The 17237-nt window shown below is 42.6% G+C and carries 13 protein-coding genes; 2 read left to right on the forward strand and 11 right to left on the reverse strand.

What is annotated here, in order from left to right; translation table 11 throughout:
- Positions 1–8 precede the first annotated feature (8 nt).
- Positions 9–527 (reverse strand): RNA pyrophosphohydrolase, encoded by a 519-nt coding sequence (gene rppH, locus QNM16_RS09520; protein ID WP_063360376.1) that lies wholly within the window; start codon positions 525–527, stop codon positions 9–11.
- Positions 528–952: 425 nt separating this feature from the next.
- On the opposite strand from rppH, the gene mutH reads away from it, so the two are divergent.
- Positions 953–1627, forward strand: coding sequence for a DNA mismatch repair endonuclease MutH (gene mutH / locus QNM16_RS09525; protein WP_284020266.1), 675 nt, complete (start codon positions 953–955; stop codon positions 1625–1627).
- A 68-nt stretch (positions 1628–1695) separates the two neighbouring features.
- Here the strand turns inward: mutH and eno are convergent, their stop codons facing one another.
- From eno to rlmD, 5 genes are all read right to left on the reverse strand, one after another.
- Positions 1696–2988, reverse strand: a complete 1293-nt coding sequence (eno, locus tag QNM16_RS09530) for a phosphopyruvate hydratase (RefSeq protein WP_284020267.1) — start codon at positions 2986–2988, stop codon at positions 1696–1698.
- Between the two features lie 146 nt (positions 2989–3134).
- Entirely contained in the window at positions 3135–4769 is a 1635-nt protein-coding gene (locus QNM16_RS09535; protein ID WP_284020268.1) for a CTP synthase, read from the reverse strand.
- Between the two features lie 114 nt (positions 4770–4883).
- The gene (gene mazG / locus QNM16_RS09540) at positions 4884–5663 is read right to left on the reverse strand and encodes a nucleoside triphosphate pyrophosphohydrolase (RefSeq protein WP_284020269.1); all 780 of its coding nucleotides are present in this window, start codon (positions 5661–5663) and stop codon (positions 4884–4886) included.
- A gap of 9 nt (positions 5664–5672) precedes the next feature.
- Positions 5673–7829 (reverse strand): GTP diphosphokinase, encoded by a 2157-nt coding sequence (relA, locus tag QNM16_RS09545; RefSeq protein ID WP_284020270.1) that lies wholly within the window; start codon positions 7827–7829, stop codon positions 5673–5675.
- 6 nt (positions 7830–7835) lie between these two features.
- Positions 7836–9149: a 23S rRNA (uracil(1939)-C(5))-methyltransferase RlmD gene (rlmD, locus tag QNM16_RS09550; protein WP_284020271.1), complete on the reverse strand. Its 1314-nt coding sequence runs from the start codon at positions 9147–9149 to the stop codon at positions 7836–7838.
- 82 nt (positions 9150–9231) lie between these two features.
- On the opposite strand from rlmD, the gene barA reads away from it, so the two are divergent.
- On the forward strand, positions 9232–12000 hold the full coding sequence (gene barA, locus QNM16_RS09555; protein ID WP_284020272.1) for a two-component sensor histidine kinase BarA: 2769 nt from the start codon (positions 9232–9234) through the stop codon (positions 11998–12000).
- 84 nt (positions 12001–12084) lie between these two features.
- On the opposite strand, the gene QNM16_RS09560 is transcribed toward barA, so the two are convergent.
- From QNM16_RS09560 to QNM16_RS09580, 5 genes are all read right to left on the reverse strand, one after another.
- Entirely contained in the window at positions 12085–12429 is a 345-nt protein-coding gene (locus QNM16_RS09560; protein WP_063360383.1) for a 4a-hydroxytetrahydrobiopterin dehydratase, read from the reverse strand.
- Between the two features lie 10 nt (positions 12430–12439).
- The gene (phhA, locus tag QNM16_RS09565) at positions 12440–13237 is read right to left on the reverse strand and encodes a phenylalanine 4-monooxygenase (RefSeq protein ID WP_237135288.1); all 798 of its coding nucleotides are present in this window, start codon (positions 13235–13237) and stop codon (positions 12440–12442) included.
- 213 nt (positions 13238–13450) lie between these two features.
- Positions 13451–14629: a trans-sulfuration enzyme family protein gene (locus tag QNM16_RS09570; protein WP_284020273.1), complete on the reverse strand. Its 1179-nt coding sequence runs from the start codon at positions 14627–14629 to the stop codon at positions 13451–13453.
- Positions 14630–14804: 175 nt separating this feature from the next.
- Positions 14805–15821, reverse strand: coding sequence for a TIGR01620 family protein (locus QNM16_RS09575; RefSeq protein ID WP_284020274.1), 1017 nt, complete (start codon positions 15819–15821; stop codon positions 14805–14807).
- Entirely contained in the window at positions 15818–17224 is a 1407-nt protein-coding gene (locus QNM16_RS09580) for a YcjX family GTP-binding protein (RefSeq protein WP_284020275.1), read from the reverse strand. The genes QNM16_RS09575 and QNM16_RS09580 overlap by 4 nt, the downstream gene beginning before the upstream one ends.
- Between the last annotated feature and the right edge of the window lie 13 nt (positions 17225–17237).

Genomic DNA, 17237 nt, shown 5'->3' on the forward strand with positions numbered 1-17237 from the left:
CACCCTATTTACCGTCTTCGCCAATGATCTTTATGATTATGTTCTTTTCGGTTAAAAGGCATAGCAAAAGGAGCAAATTCCTTCATAACTCGACGATAAACGTCTCTTTTAAACGAAACAACTTGACGAACAGGGTACCAATAGCTCACCCAACGCCAATCATCAAATTCTGGATGATGCGTTCTGAGTAGATCTACCTCTTCATCTTTGCACCTTAACTTAAGTAGAAACCACTTTTGCTTTTGCCCAATGCAAACAGGACTTGAGTCTTTGCGGATCAGCCTCTTAGGTAGCTTATATCTCAACCAATGTTTTGAACTTGCAACAATTTCTACATCTTCAGGTCTGAGCCCAACTTCTTCATGAAGCTCTCGATACATGGTTTGTTCAGGGGTCTCACCTTCATCCACGCCCCCTTGGGGAAACTGCCATGAGTGCTGACCGTAGCGCCTTGCCCAAAAAACTTGCCCTTGGTTGTTACATATGACAATTCCCACATTGGCACGAAATCCTTCGGCATCAATCACCTTAGCGCCTCATTCTTATGTCTATTTTATTTGATTGTTCCATATCTCGATGGCATCAGCAAATATTATTCCTGCTTTTACTCAAGTTACTCACAGCTTGTGCATAAGTAAGAGCAAACAAGTCGATTTTACAAACAAATCCACAGATTTAGTACCAAAAACCCAACTTCTCCACAGAAACTGTGGATAATATTGTTTATATATCTGTATTTATCCAATTTATTACCTAAAAGGTGATATACCAAACCTCGCAAAAACACATAAAACCAATATATATCAATATCTTAAACTATTCACAACGCTATTTGCATTGGATAAAATAGCAACAACACTCACCAGTACAAAAAACACCCAACCCAAGTTAATCCACAGTTCCTGTAAATTCTGATAAAATCTCGCATCAAAATCACTATAAGATCCTAATTATGCTTCGACCCACTCCCCCAACAAGCATCACTGAATTACTGCTACGCGTTGAAGCTATCGCAGGGTTAACACTGGGCGAGCTCGCAGCTCAGTATCACTTTAAAACCCCGAATGACTTACTCAGAGAAAAGGGCTGGCCTGGCCAGCTGATTGAATATGTATTAGGTGCCAGTGCAGGATCAAAGCCAGTGCCTGATTTTGAACATATTGGTGTAGAACTCAAAACACTCCCCCTCAGTTATGCTGGCAAGCCATTAGAAACCACCTATGTTTCAGTAGTGCCATTGACGAACCTAACAGGTCTTACTTGGCATAACTCCAGTGTGCGGAAAAAACTTAACCACGTGTTATGGCTACCTATACTAGCTGAGCGAGACATTGCCCCTGTAGATAGAACAGTAGGCAGTGGCTTTTTATGGCAACCTAATGTTCAGCAAGAAGCGCAATTGCAACGTGATTGGGAAGAACAAATTGAATTAATAGCGCTTGGCCGGGTAGAAGAAATATCAGGCCACCTTGGAGAAGTCATGCAGATCAGGCCAAAAGCAGCAAACAGTAAAGCTTTAACTGATGCAATTGGACCTCAAGGGGGATTAATCAAAACCCTGCCCAGAGGTTTTTATTTGAAAACGCAATTTACCCAAAACATATTGGCACAGCATTTTAGTCATTAATTGGTGCATTGGACACGCATAAAAAAGCCATGCAATTGCATGGCTTTTTAAATTCAAATAAAAGTCGATTACTGACCTTTGATCTCTGAACGGCCTTTGTAAACAGCCTTATCACCTAGCGCTTCTTCAATACGTAGTAGCTGGTTATACTTAGCTACACGATCTGAACGACATAGTGAACCTGTTTTGATTTGACCAGCAGCAGTACCTACAGCAAGATCTGCGATTGTTGCATCTTCAGTTTCACCTGAACGGTGAGAGATAACAGCTGTGAAACCAGCGTCTTGTGCCATCTTGATAGCATCAAGTGTCTCTGAAAGAGAACCGATTTGGTTGAACTTGATCAAAATTGAGTTACCGATTTGCTCATCGATACCACGCTTTAAGATCTTGGTGTTAGTTACGAATAAATCGTCGCCTACAAGCTGTACTTTGTCACCAATCTTATCCGTTAGGATCTTCCAACCATCCCAATCGCTCTCATCTAAACCATCTTCGATAGATACGATAGGATAACGTGCAGCAAGATCTGCTAGGAAGTCTGCAAAGCCTTCTGAATCGAATGCCTTACCTTCACCACTTAGGTCATATTTGCCATCTTTGTAGAACTCTGAAGACGCACAGTCTAACGCAAGCGTTACGTCTTTGTTCATTTCATAGCCAGCTGCGGCAACCGCTTCTACGATAACTTCTAGTGCTTCTTCATTTGATTTAAGATCAGGTGCGAAACCACCTTCATCACCTACTGCAGTGTTTAAGCCACGTGCGCTCAGTACTTTTTTCAAGCTGTGGAAGATCTCTGCACCCATACGTAGCGCTTCACGGAAACTTGATGCGCCCACAGGCTGAACCATGAACTCTTGAATATCAACATTGTTATCAGCATGCTCACCACCATTGATGATGTTCATCATAGGTACTGGCATAGAGAATTGACCTGCAGTACCGTTAATGTCTGCAATGTGCTCATATAAAGCAACACCTTTCTCTTGCGCAGCCGCTTTAGCTATTGCAAGCGATACTGCTAAAATTGCGTTTGCACCTAGCTTTTCTTTGTTTTCTGTACCATCTAGGTCAAGCATAATTTGGTCAACTGCACGTTGCTCTAATGCATTTTGGCCTTCTAGCGCTTGTGCAATTTCTTTATTTACGAAGTTTACTGCGGTTAGTACACCTTTACCCAAGTAACGAGACTTATCACCATCACGTAATTCAAGTGCTTCGCGAGTTCCTGTTGATGCACCTGATGGTGCACATGCGCGGCCCCAAGCACCCGAGTCTAAATGAACATCGGCTTCAACGGTTGGGTTACCACGTGAGTCCATAACTTCACGGCCAATCACTTTTACGATTTTTGACATCTTGATTCCTCTTTTCCCAAAGTGGTGAGTGTTTTTATTTCTGCTTAATTCGCATTGCTATGCAACCGTATTAGTGTGTTTCAGTCGCATAGCAATACCATAGGTATTAAAACAAAAAAGCCGTGCACTCGTGCACGGCTTTTCTTTTATGAGTTCTCTTTTTGGTAGCTGAATGCTGCACCAACAAACCCTTCAAACAATGGGTGTCCATCACGCGGGGTAGAGGTAAACTCAGGGTGGAACTGAGCCGCAATAAACCAAGGATGATCTTTGTTCTCAATGATCTCCACCAGCTTTTTATCTTCAGATAAGCCAGTGAATGCCAAACCTGCTTGCTCTAGTTTATCAACAAAGTTGTTGTTCACTTCGTAGCGGTGACGATGACGCTCAGTAATTTCTGCATTGCCATATACTTCACGAACCTTTGAACCTTCAGCTAAGTGACAAAGCTGAGCACCTAGACGCATTGTGCCGCCTAAATCAGACTGCTCGGTACGTGTTTCAACATTACCGTCTGCATCAAGCCACTCTGTGATCAAACCAACAACTGGATTAGGCGTATTTGTATCAAACTCTGTTGAGTTTGCGTTTTCAAGACCTGCAACATTACGTGCATACTCGATAAGTGCAACTTGCATACCCAAGCAAATGCCTAAATATGGTACTTTGTTTTCACGTGCATATTTAGCAGCAAGGATCTTACCTTCAACACCACGGTTACCAAATCCACCAGGGACAAGGATCGCATCTAGGTGATCAAGAAGCTCTGTGCCTTTACTTTCAATATCTTGAGAATCAACGTACTCGATATTTACCGTTACGCGGTTTTTCAAACCTGCATGCTTTAACGCTTCGTTCACTGATTTGTATGCATCAGGTAGTTCAATGTACTTACCTACCATACCAATCGTCACTTCACCCGTAGGGTTAGACTCTTGATACAGTACCTGCTCCCACTCAGATAAATCTGCTTCAGGGCACTCTAGGTAGAAACGACGACAAACTAGGTTATCTAGCTCTTGTGATTTCAATAATGCAGGGATCTTATAGATGCTATCTACGTCTTGTAGAGAGATAACCGCTTTTTCTTCTACGTTAGTGAAGAGCGCAATTTTTGCTCTTTCATTTGCAGGCAGCTTACAGTTTGAACGACAAACAAGGATATCAGGCTGGATACCGATTGAACGTAATTCTTTAACTGAGTGCTGAGTCGGTTTAGTTTTCACTTCACCTGCAGCGCCAAGGAAAGGTACTAATGTTAGGTGCATAAACAAAGCGTGCTCACGACCAAGTTCTGTACCTAACTGACGAATTGCTTCAAGGAATGGCTGTGATTCAATATCACCAACCGTACCACCGATCTCTACGATTGCAATGTCATAGCCTTCAGCGCCTTCAACAACACGACGCTTAATATCATTGGTGATATGAGGAATAACTTGAATAGTTGCGCCTAGGTATTCACCTTTACGCTCACGACGTAATACGTCTTCAAATACACGACCTTGCGTAAAGTTATTACGACTTGTCATTTTAGTGCGGATGAAACGCTCATAGTGACCAAGGTCTAGGTCAGTTTCCGCCCCGTCTTCGGTTACGAAAACTTCACCATGCTGAATTGGGCTCATTGTGCCCGGGTCAACATTGATATAAGGATCCAGCTTAAGAATAGTCACGTTAAGGCCACGTGCCTCTAAAATCGCAGCTAATGATGCAGCTGCAATACCTTTACCCAAGGAGGAAACAACTCCGCCCGTTACGAAGATAAATTTTGTACTCATGCGAACCCTAGAATATCAAGGAAAATGGAATTTAAATAAGAATCAAGACGGGGCGATAGTATAGCAAAAACGTGATTAGCAATCCAGCAAAAATTGCCTACTCTGGCAGCGGATTTACTTCACACGCTTTTTTATCAGCTCCCAAGCCTCATCCATTTGTGCAAGGCTTGATTCTTCTAAGGTTAAGTTTTGCTTAGCCAAAACCCCTTCAATCTGCACAAAACGGTTACTAAACTTTCGCGTTGCTTGGCGTAACAATTGTTCAGGATCGCGTTTCGTATGACGAATTACATTCACCGTGGCAAACAATAAATCACCGAGCTCTTCAGCACTGTGTTCAGAGTAGGGGTCGTGCGCCAAGGCTTCTTTAACTTCATCAACCTCTTCTTCCACTTTGTCGAGCGCGCCATGATAATCTGGCCAATCAAAGCCTAATGATGCCGCACGCTTTTGAATTTTTTTAGCACGAGTGAGTGCAGGTAGGCCTTGGATCACATCTGCACCAAACTCGGGCTTTTCTTTACGCTCCGATTGCTTAATCGCTTCCCACTGCGCATCTAGTTCCTGCTCTGTCAATGACGCTTTTTTTTCGAAAACATGCGGGTGACGTCTGATCAGTTTGTCATTCAGCCCAGCAACAATGGACTCAAAATCAAATAGTCCAGCTTCTTTACCGAGCTGAGCATAGAAGACCACTTGAAATAACAAGTCTCCCAACTCGTCTTTAAGCGCTACATAATCTTGCTGCTCAATGGCCTCAGCCACTTCATGCGCCTCTTCAAGCGTATGAGGGACGATAGAGCTAAAATCTTGCTGTTTATCCCAATCACACCCTTTCTGTGGGTCTCGAAGCGTGGCCATGATCTCTAGTAGTCTATGTATGTTATCACTCATTGCTTACTCTCAATGTTGTCGCTTCGCTTCAAACACACCTTCGGTTTGCAGCAATTTTGTCAGCAATCGATTTGTCGCAGATAAATCGCCCACTTCAATTTTCATTGTAAAAATGGCAACCCCTTTTTCATGCTGTGTTTGCACATTCATATTGAGCACATTGACTTTTTCATTCGCTAAAATCGCACTGATATCACGAATAAGGCCTTGTCTGTCATTGGCTTCGATGCGAATCGTTATCTCATAAAATGATTGCACATCTTCTGACCAGCTTACTGCAATTTCTCGCTCAGGGTGCTGCTGTGTAATATGCGCAAAAGAGTCACAATCAGCTCTGTGTACCGCGATACCTCGACCTTGCGTAATGTAGCCTACTATTTCATCACCCGGTACAGGCTGGCAGCATTTGGCAACATGACTCAGCAAACTGCCCACGCCTTCAACAACAATCCCGTTTTTATCGCCTTTATGTTTTTTGCGTGTACTAAGTTTTAACTTAGGCTCAGCCTCAGGCTTATCCTGAATAAAGTTTAAGAATTGATTAATACGCACATCGCCCGCACCAACAGCGACCATCAAGTCATCTAATTCTTTAAAGTTGAATCGCTCAATGGCTGGCTCTAATTCTTTATAACTGATATCCAGCTTTTGTAAGTGGCTATCGAGAATTTCTTTACCTGCTTGCAGGTTTTTATCTCTATCTTGCTGCTTAAACCAGTGATGGATTTTACTACGCGCCCGCGAAGAGTATATATAGCCCAAAGATGGATTAAGCCAATCACGACTTGGTGATGGATTTTTTTGCGTTAAGATCTCTATTTGATCGCCAGTGGATAGCTTATACGTAAACGGGACTATTTTGCCAAAGACCTTAGCGCCAATGCAGCGATGACCAACATTCGAGTGAATATAATAAGCAAAGTCCAGTGGTGTTGAACCCAGTGGCAAATCAAAAATATCTCCGCGCGGTGTAAATACATACACGCGGTCTTCCACGACTTGGTTTTTGAGCTCCTCGGCAAACTCACTACCATCGACCACTTCCTCTTGCCATTGCAGTAGTTTTCTTAGCCAACTAATTTTTTGCTCATAACCAGAGCCGCGCCCCGGCAGTGCACCTTCTTTATACATCCAGTGTGCAGCAACACCCATTTCAGCATCTTTATGCATATCATGAGTACGGATCTGGATTTCGACTGTCTTGCCCTCAGGCCCAAATACAACGGTATGAATAGACTGATAGCCATTGGGCTTCGGCGTTGCAACATAATCGTCAAACTCTTTATTCAAGTGACGCCAGTTAGTATGCACAATACCGAGTGCTGCGTAACAATCTTGCAATTGGTCAACCACGATACGCATAGCGCGGATATCAAATAGCTGCTCAAACTCATAATTTTTTTGCGACATCTTTTTATAAATACTAAAGATGTGCTTTGGACGACCATACACCTCAGCTGTTACATTGGCATCAGCTAGCTTTTGCTGCACGGCTGAGACCATATCGCTCATATACGCTTCACGCGCAAGGCGTTTATCAGCCAGCTTTTTAGCAATGGTTTTATAGCTCTCTGGGTGTAAATAACGAAACGAAAGATCTTCAAGCTCCCACTTTAGTTGGCCAATACCCAGGCGATTAGCCAGCGGGGCGAAAATATTAGCGGTTGTTTTTGCTGCAACCACACGCTCTTCTTCAGAAGCATCTTTCACACTTCTGAGATAACAAATCTGCTCCGCAAGTTTAATCACTACTGCGCGCACATCTTCTACCATCGCCAATAGCATGCGACGAATTTTATCAATTTGGACATTCCCTTTGCTCTGATGAGCCAAGGTACTGATTGACGCCATTTGCTCAACACCTTTGAGCAACAGGGCGATGTTTTCCCCGAGCGCTTTTTCAACCGCCTCAATATCAAGTTGCTGAGCAATAAAGTAAGGGGTTAAAAATGCCCCAGCAAGGGACTCTGAGTCAAAATTCAGCTCAGCCAAGATCTCAACCATCTCGATGGCTTTTTCTAACAGATCTTCATTGGTTTCTGCGGGGCATAAAGCGTATGCCTCGCTGAGTCGATCGGTTTTATCCTCTGACAACTTTAATAACGCTAATCGCGCATCAAAATCTGCTGGCAAAGTGGTGTGGTGAGATTGGCGAGTCGCTACCATTATTGACTACCTCCTTTGGAACAACGCCATTGTTTCAATATGTCCTGTGTGTGGGAACATATCCATCAGTGCAACCTTACTTACAATAAATCCAGCCTGCAAAATTAACGCGCTATCACGAGCCAAAGTAACGGGATCGCATGACACATAGAGCACTTGACTAAATTGCTCCAATGGCAATTGCTTTAAAACTTCGTATGCGCCTGTGCGAGAAGGGTCTAATACCAATGTGTCTAGTTCTTGACTAAACCACTGTGCTGAAGCCATTTCTTGCGTTAAATCAAACTGGAAAAACTGTGCATTGTCGATTTTATTAGTGTGCGCATTTTGCGTCGCCATTGCAACAGAAGAAGCCACTCCTTCAACACCAATTACTTCCTTAGCTTGTTTTGCGAACAATAATGAAAAATTACCAATGCCACAAAACAGATCAAGGACTTTTTCTTTACCTGTTAACGCCAGCCAACTCAGAGCTTGGTCTAGCATGGCTGAGTTAACCGCAGCATTCACTTGAATAAAATTATTCAGCCTAAATTGAAAATTAATACCATTCACTTGATACTCTGGCAATTCTGAGTAATTCGGATCTTTATTGCCATCATCCCAAACAGTTTGCCACCCTCGTTGCTCGAACTGAACGTGTACTCCTTGCTTAACTTCATCGTCTATCGCTTTGGTATGACGTAAAAGAATATACGGGGCATTGTCTGCTTCACATAATTGAATGTGACTGACACTGCGCAGCTGTACGTGACCATTTAATACCTCTCTCAAGTCAACAAAAACTGATTGATACACTCGAGTCAATACACCACAGTCAACCACATCGACCAACTTCTTTGATTTTGCTGCTCGAAAGCCAAGCTTGAGTACTTTCTCTTTTCTATCAAAATACGTCGCAATGCGGGCCGCTCGACGATAATGTCTGCCGTCACTTTCAATTGGGTTAACCCATGGTAGTGCATCAGTACCTGAAAACTTAGAAAACAACTTTTCCACCGCTAATTGCTTGTGCTCAAGCTGCGCTGATTTGCCTAAGTGCTGCAATGAACAGCCGCCACATTGTTGATAGTGACGACAAAATGCATCAACACGCTGCTCACTTGCGGTGATCACTTTTTCAACCACCCCTTCAAAAAGTTTCGCTTTTTGTTGAGATACCCTGATTTTGACTCGCTCACCAGGCAAAGCACCTTCAATAAAACCAACTTTACCTTTGTATTTTGCTACACCTCGCCCTTGATGATCGAGTGAGTCAATACCCACTTCCATAACCTCACCTTTACCAGATGTTTTTTTAGCACGGAAAATTTGTGCCATGTACCGCCCCTTATACATTGCTAAACACCTATGAACTCGCTACTCTAGAGTTCATAATTATCAAAGTTTTATATCGCTCAATATGTCTAAATTAAGCTTACGCGATAGCGTTTTATTGCTTACCCTGATCCCGACGGTGTTAATCGGTTTAATACTTGGGGGCTATTTTACTATAAATCGCTACGTAGAGCTTGAACAAATCCTTAAACAGCAAGGCACCAGTATTGCCAATTCACTGGCGATGACAGTAGAGCAGCCCTTAGACTCTAAAGACAAAGCCAAACTCCATAGCATCATTACCAAAGCACACAATCAACACGCGTCGCTCGTTAACAGCATTGCGGTATTTGACTTGCATAATCAGCTCATCATGACCAGCAACTATCACAGTGAATTTAATGATTTGCACTATCGAGGAAATGTTGCGGCACTGCATGCCACAGAAGCCCAAAAATTACGTAACAACTACGTTATTTTTGCGCCAGTAAAATACTATGGTACGGGAGAAACTTGGCAAGATGCCCATGCTAAAACAATCGCGGTATTAATGGTTGAAATCAGTCAAGATCAAGCCATTATCGGGCAACAAAAAGCATTATTACTCAGTGGCACGATAATTCTTGGCGCCTTATTTTTAAGTGTATTCCTGTCCACTCGCTTAAGTCGCATGTTCTCCACCCCGCTCTCTCAATTACAACTTGCAACAGACAAGCTCATTGAAGGTAAAACGGATATCGGGGTCAGTGAGCAAATGCAAGGCGAGTTTGACATGATGCGACAAGGCCTTGTCACCATCAGTGAAAAAATGGTCGGACAAAGAGATGAAATGCAAAAGCATATTGATCAAGCCACCAGTGACTACCGAGAAACCTTAGAACAGTATGAAACGCAAAATATTCAGCTCAATATCGCTAAAAAAGAAGCACAAGTGGCTAACCGCGTTAAATCAGACTTTTTAGCAAAAATGAGTCATGAACTCAGAACCCCGCTTAACGGCGTAATTGGTTTTACAAGGCAGCTTTATAAAACACCGCTTAATAAGCATCAAAAAGACTATCTGGATACCATCGAGCTCTCTGCAAACAGTCTACTTACTATCATCAGTGATATTCTGGATTTCTCTAAACTTGAAGCCGGTGCGATGGAGCTGGAAAACATCCAATTCCAACTGCGCGATGCAGTTAATGAAGTGATGACATTGCTTGCACCAAGCGCTTATGAGAAACAATTAGAATTATCAATTGCTGTCAATCGCCAAGTACCTGACAACCTAGTCGGTGACCCCACTCGCTTTAAACAGGTACTCATTAATTTAATCAGTAATGCAATTAAGTTTACTGAAAAGGGCTCAGTTAAAGTTGATATCAGCCACCGCTTAAAGGGAGACTCCCAAACCTCTTTACTCGTTTCAGTTAGTGATACAGGCCTCGGTATCGCACAAGAAAAACAAGACACCCTATTTACGCCTTTTGCACAAGCAGACACCAGTATAACTCGTAAGTTTGGCGGTACGGGCCTTGGCTTAATTATTACTAAACATATCGTTGAGGTCATGCAAGGTAGGATCACGTTAAACTCAGCGTTGGGTAACGGCTCATGTTTCACATTTAATGCCATTTTTAATCTGCCTAGTCGTTTATTTAATGATGACTTACCGTGTCGACCTTTAGAAAACAAACGAGTTTTGTATTTCGAACCGCAAGAGCACACGCGTAATGCCGTTATTACGCAAATTGAAAGCTGGCATATGCAAGTGACAGTGTGTGATAGTGATGAGGCATTCTTTGCAGCTCTGGAACAAGAGTTTAGCTATGATATTTGTCTGGTCGGTAATATGGCCACCGTTGACGATATGCAAACTGTTAAAAACTATATCAACCGTGCTCGAGAAAAAGCTGATTATTTATACCTTATGGTAAATACCATTTCTCACAATATGCGTGAATCCTTGATTGGAAGTGGCGCTGATGCCTGCATCAGTAAACCACTGCATCACAGAAAGTTGTGCGAAATGCTCGCAGCACCATATCGTTTAGATCACCCAGATTTGTCTATAGAAACGAGTAATGCAACTCACTTGCCACTAAAAGTGCTCATTGCCGATGATAATGACGCCAACTTAAAGTTGCTATATACCTTATTAGAAGAACAAGTTGAAACCATTGAAACGGCACATAATGGCGCACAAGCTGTTGGGCTGTGTAAAACACATAAATATGATTTAATATTTATGGATATTCAAATGCCAATTATGGATGGCATAACCGCTTGTAAAAGCATCAAAGAGTCATCGATGAATGATGACACGCCAATCATTGCCGTGACTGCGCATGCACTCGCAGGAGAAAAAGAGCAGTTAGTCAAAGATGGGTTTAGCGGCTATATGACGAAACCTATCGATGAAGACATGTTGAAGCAAATCATTTGTGATCACAGCGCATCTTCTCCCCTAGAGCGCGAGCAGAAGGAAGAACAAATGGTCAGCAGTGTGGCCCCCTTTGAGAGCCATTTGCTTGACTGGAATCTTGCATTGCAACGCTCTGGAAACAAACCCCATTTAGCACTTGAAATGCTAAATATGTTACTGCAAAGCGTGCCTGAGATAATAGACCATTTAAATGAAGCGTGTGAAAAAGAAGATCCTGAACAGCTATTAAAAATTGTGCACAAATTCCATGGTGCTTGTTGCTATACAGGAGTTCCCAAGCTCAAAACTTTGGCTGAGACCATTGAAACCGCATTGAAACAAGACAAAGGGTTTGACTATGTCGAACCAGAGGTTCTAGATCTTATCGATGAGCTCACGAATCTGAATCGAGATGCTGAAATAACCGCTTCTTCAAGCTTATAAACAACAAAGGAACAGATAGTGTTCTGTTTCCTTTGGGTATTAAAAAAGGCGCACATGGCGCCCTTAACATTCCGAAATAAAATCTTATAGTGCTGCGAAAACTTCGTCAGTTTTTGATGCACAGATAAAGTCATTTTTGTGAAGACCTTTAATTGAATGGCTCCACCAAGTCACAGTCACTTTACCCCACTCAGTTAACAAACCAGGGTGGTGACCTTCATCTTCAGCCATATCACCCACTTTATTTGTAAACTCAAGTGCTTGTTTGAAGTTCTTGAACTTATAAACTCTTTCTAATTGCATGATACCGTCACGTACTTCAGGTACCCAATCAGGGATCTGCTTAATTAATACTGCTAACTCTTCATCTGACACTTTTGGCGCATCCGCACGACACGCTTCACATTTTTGTGCACTTAAATCAGACATGGGTGGTTCCTTAACTTGCTAATTTGTTTTTAGGTGGAAATTTTGGCTCAAACAGCCCTAACTCTTTTGCTTTTTCTACTAATGCCATTATATCCATTTGAGAAATATCAAACAGATCATCTATCGAATTAATGGTGTAGTACAAAGGCTGCATGATATCAATACGATATGGTGTACGTAGTACATCTAAAACTTCAAGTTTATTAATCTCTGGTGTATCAGAATACACGTACTGAGTTTCACCGGGACTAGATAAAATACCGCCGCCGTAAATACGCAACCCGTTATCGGTTTGCATCAAGCCGAACTCAACTGTGAACCAGTATAAACGAGCAAGGTATACACGGTCTTTTTTCTCTGCTGCGTAACCTAGTTGACCATATTTATGTGTGAACTCAGCAAACGCTGGGTTTGTTAACATGGCACAGTGGCCAAATATTTCATGGAAAATATCAGGCTCTTGAAGGTAGTCAAATTCTTCACGAGATCTAATAAACGTGGCTACTGGGAATTGCTTGTTGGCAAGTAATCTAAAAAACTCATCAAAGTCGATTAATGCAGGTACTGGTGCAACTTGCCACCCAGTCTCTCTTTCAAGTACAGCATTAATTTCGTGCAGTTGAGGAATACGGTCGTGAGGTAGATTGATCTTCTTTAGACCTTCCATGTATTCGTCACATGCCTTGCCTTCGATACATTTAAGCTGTCTTGCAACCAGCTCAGACCAAATTTTATTTTCTTCTTCACTCCACTCAATGATGCCTTGCTCATTAGGCTGCTTGGAAGTGTATTTACTAGATTTAGCCATAGTAACCTTCTTTATCTTGATCTCCACTTCTGGTGGTGGAGCGTTCAAACCTGTTATCTCGATACTATGTAAAAGTGAGCAAAATATTAATAGGTAGACCTAAAATGGCCTACCTGAAGAACCTTAAAAACGTAAATTTATAATTACACTTTTGAACACAAAATAATACACGCCCTATTTATAGAGACTCTTAGAGCAATTAAGTGTAAACAATTAAATACACTCAAATGCACTTTTTAGGTCCAAGATGATATCTTCCACCGCTTCCAGACCGACAGAAATGCGAATGAGCCCGTCAGAGATCCCAGCGGATAAGCGCTCTTCTTGTGTATAAGGTGAATGCGTCATCGATGCAGGGTGCTGTATTAAAGTTTCAGGGTCACCCAGACTAACCGCTAAGGTACACAGCGAAGTAGCATTGATAAACGCTTCGCCATCCGCCAAAGTGCCCTTGATTTCAAAAGCAATAACACCACCTGCGCCTTGCATTTGCTCGCCTAGGTATTTGTGTCCAGGATGAGATGCTAGTCCCGGGTAGTACACCTTTTCTACTTTTGCATGGCCCTCTAAGAATTCAGCGACTTTTTGGGCGCTTTGACAGTGACGTTCAATGCGAACATGTAGCGTTTTTAAACCGCGATTAATCAACCAAGCATCATGTGGGCTGATCGTCGCACCAATGTCCTTCAATACGGTCAGCTTGATGGTTTCAATATGTTCTTTACTGCCACATACTATCCCTGCCACCACATCACCATGACCATTTAAGTATTTAGTGGCGCTGTGGATCACAATATCAATGCCATAACGCTTTGGCTTTTGCAGCAGTGGCGTCATAAAGGTATTATCAACTACGCTTACTAAGCTATGCCTTTTAGCAAACTGGCCCAGCATAGATAAATCCAATACTGTCATATTTGGATTGATCGGTGTTTCTGCAAATAACATTTTACTATTTGGCTGAATGGCGTTTTCCAGTGCAGCTTCATCCGTCATATCGACAAAACTGACCTCAATGCCAAATTTAGGAAGCATGTGAGCAAATAAAGCAAAGCTGCAACCGTATAACGCACTAGAGGCGATTAAGTGGTCACCTTGCTGTAAAAAGCTTAATACCGATGCAGACACGGCTCCCATCCCCGTAGCGGTTGCCGCCGCATCTTCCATTTCCTCTAACTGGGCGACCTTTTCTTCAAGCTCTCGCGTTGTTGGATTACCAAGGCGCGTATAAATATAACCCGCTTCCTCTCCTGCAAATCTTGCTGCGCCCTGTGCTGCATTCTCAAATTTAAATGTCGAGGTTTGGTACAAAGGTGCGGTTAAGGCACCATGTGGATCATTTGCGTGATTTGGACCGTGTATACAATTAGTATGATCATGTAACTTTTTCATTGCTTGCCTGTTGTTATTATTCAAAATGTTTATATCTTATGTAATTAGATATTCCATGATGGATAAATGTACAAGCATGCTGGAAGTTCAGAAGTCTAAGTGAGAAACATTAATAAGCTTAGGCTGTACACATATGTTGTCACTAAAATTCAACTCCATATGTGTACCACGGGGTTTAATTTTGTTTAATTAGCTGACTTGTCAGTTTTTTTGCAAAGTCAGATAAGAAGCTGGTTTTATTTTCCAACCGCGGAATTGGCCTACACAGTGCCATTGCTTTATAGCCAAGTCTCGCAGTAAAGACACCTGCACTGAGCCCTTGAGCCGAACGGGCAGATAGCTTACCTAGTAGCTCTGCACCTAAGCTCGTCGCGGCAAGATCGCTGAGTAATTCAGATGCGCCCACAAAAACAATTTGCTGAGCGAGCAATTTATATAATTTAATACGACTACGGTAGCCTAATGTGATCCCATAGTGCGCACTTAACTTTTCAATCAAACTCACACCGCGCCATAACACAGCAAGCATGTCTGTAATTGCCATCGGACTGAGTGCGACCATTAACGCTGAGGTTGTCGCATAATCCGTGATCATTTTTCTGGCCTGCTCGTCTTGCGTTTGCAACACCGTCACTTCATATAGCTGCAGTACTTCTTGATCTGTGTAATGGCTTTTCAAGCTTTGCTGAAATTTTTCCACTGCCTCCTCAGGCTGCTTTGCTAATACTGGCGCCAACCAAGCTTGTGCCTCTCCTATTTGATTACTATTTAATAGCCTTTGAGCTTGTTCTCGGCGCTGCTCTAATTGCTTAAGTGTTCGCAGCGCCCTTGCTTCGCTTATTAAAAACTTTCCGCACCAGCCAGCAATGGAAACCAATAAAAGTAAGTACACACTTGCTAGTATAACGCTTTGTTGAAAAGCACTGTTAATTGTCAGTACCAACTCAACCGGGATCAATACCGCCAGACTAAAGAATAAACAATGGCGCCAACCAAACTTTGATTTGCTCGGCTGTAACCCCTGATCAACAGACTCATCATCAGAGAAAGGTTCAAACGTTTGCTCTGTGCTGGCAGGTACCAAGTCACACTCAATACGCTCTCCCACTCTGGACTCAGAAAGTATAGCGTCCTCGTTTCTCTCTGGCGATTCTATACGCCTACCGGCGTATCTTTTTTGCGAGTCTGTCACGTGAGCTTATCTCCAATTAAAAACTGTAAAGTATGATCTAAGCGGATATGTTCCAGCTGCCCCTGATAAGCTGGGTATGGGTAAAAAGAAAGGAAATTAAACCCATTTTCTGGCCATTGAGCATCCGAAAGAACATGATCCGGCGGCTCTGGGGGAAGGTAAGTAATATATTCAGACTCAGTCAAAGGGCGACCATAAACACAGTGCAAAAGGTTTCCAGATTCATTAACTTGCTTAGGTTGACAGCTCTTTACCGAAGAAATCGTCATGGTATCGACGGTCACGCCTGAAAACTTCAATTCATTTTCTTGTTCACATAAAAGCGTATGTAATAGGCGTGTCAGGCTATCTTGCTCAGATAAAGCAACTGCGTCGCACTTATTAGCCGCAAACAATACCTTGTCTATTTTGGGTTTAAATAAACGCTGTAACAGACCACTTTTGCCATGCTCAAACATGTCCACGGTCTCTTTTAAGGCCAGTTTGGTTTGTGCGAGAGTATCGGGGCCATCATTTAACGCACCTAAAATATCAACCAGCACAAGTTGCCTATCAAACGCACAAAAGTAATCTTTATAAAAAGGTGTGATAACCTGCTTTTTATAAGCTTCAAAACGGCTTTCTAGTTGTGCGTATTGACTGTCTTGATGCTGCTGCCCATGCGTTAATAAAGGAAAAAACTGGATTATCGGTGCACCCGCTAAATCACCTGGGATCAGCATCCTGCCAGGCTGCAGTTGCGACAACTTAGTATGTTTTTTTAACTTCATTAATGTTGCTTGATAAAGCTCAGCAAGCTTATTCAGCGTGGACATGTCGACTGGCGCCGTGGCATCAAAGTGGTTTAATTCAGATAGAAAAGCGGCACAATGCTCCCTATATGCCGGTGTCGATAATACAGCTAACTGCGTTTTGCACCACTGCTCATACGTCATATTTAATAGCGGTAAGTCCATCAACCACTCACCAGGATAATCAATTAACTCCAAATACAAAGTATGATCGCTTGCCACATGCTGACGTAGCCCGCTATGACTGCGAAATTTTAAAGCAAGGGTAAGTGTATTTATGCGCTCGGTAGAAGGCGGCCAACGAGGTGGATTGTCTAATAAGTGGGCTGATGCTGACGCATAGTCAAAAGTGGGAATATCGAGCGCTTTTTGTGGCACTTGCTTACAAGCAATTAAGCGCTGCTCTCTCACTACATCAAAAAACGGCAGGTTTTGACTGTTTGCTTGGGTTGTTAAATGCTTGACCAGGGCCGTTATGAATGCAGTTTTACCACTACCACTAAACCCTGTCACCGCTAATTTGACATGTTGATCTAAGGAGCGCTGCAGTGTTTTTTGCGCTTTGCTTTGTAGTTTTTCAAGGGCTTTGTGAGTAACCCGTTTCACACTCATGCTGATTGTAAAT

Source organism: Pseudoalteromonas umbrosa (genome assembly GCF_030125375.1).
In the GTDB taxonomy this organism is placed as follows: Bacteria; Pseudomonadota; Gammaproteobacteria; order Enterobacterales; family Alteromonadaceae; genus Pseudoalteromonas; species Pseudoalteromonas umbrosa.

Bases quoted from the DNA above. Each gene is read 5' to 3' on its own strand.
- barA (WP_284020272.1), top strand. From the start codon at position 9,232: ATGTCTAAATTAAGCTTACGCGATAGCGTTTTATTGCTTACCCTGATC.
- mazG (WP_284020269.1), bottom strand. From the start codon at position 5,663: ATGAGTGATAACATACATAGACTACTAGAGATCATGGCCACGCTTCGA.
- QNM16_RS09570 (WP_284020273.1), bottom strand. From the start codon at position 14,629: ATGAAAAAGTTACATGATCATACTAATTGTATACACGGTCCAAATCAC.
- QNM16_RS09580 (WP_284020275.1), bottom strand. From the start codon at position 17,224: ATGAGTGTGAAACGGGTTACTCACAAAGCCCTTGAAAAACTACAAAGC.
- mutH (WP_284020266.1), top strand. From the start codon at position 953: ATGCTTCGACCCACTCCCCCAACAAGCATCACTGAATTACTGCTACGC.
- QNM16_RS09560 (WP_063360383.1), bottom strand. From the start codon at position 12,429: ATGTCTGATTTAAGTGCACAAAAATGTGAAGCGTGTCGTGCGGATGCG.
- QNM16_RS09535 (WP_284020268.1), bottom strand. From the start codon at position 4,769: ATGAGTACAAAATTTATCTTCGTAACGGGCGGAGTTGTTTCCTCCTTG.
- phhA (WP_237135288.1), bottom strand. From the start codon at position 13,237: ATGGCTAAATCTAGTAAATACACTTCCAAGCAGCCTAATGAGCAAGGC.
- relA (WP_284020270.1), bottom strand. From the start codon at position 7,829: ATGGTAGCGACTCGCCAATCTCACCACACCACTTTGCCAGCAGATTTT.
- eno (WP_284020267.1), bottom strand. From the start codon at position 2,988: ATGTCAAAAATCGTAAAAGTGATTGGCCGTGAAGTTATGGACTCACGT.
- rlmD (WP_284020271.1), bottom strand. From the start codon at position 9,149: ATGGCACAAATTTTCCGTGCTAAAAAAACATCTGGTAAAGGTGAGGTT.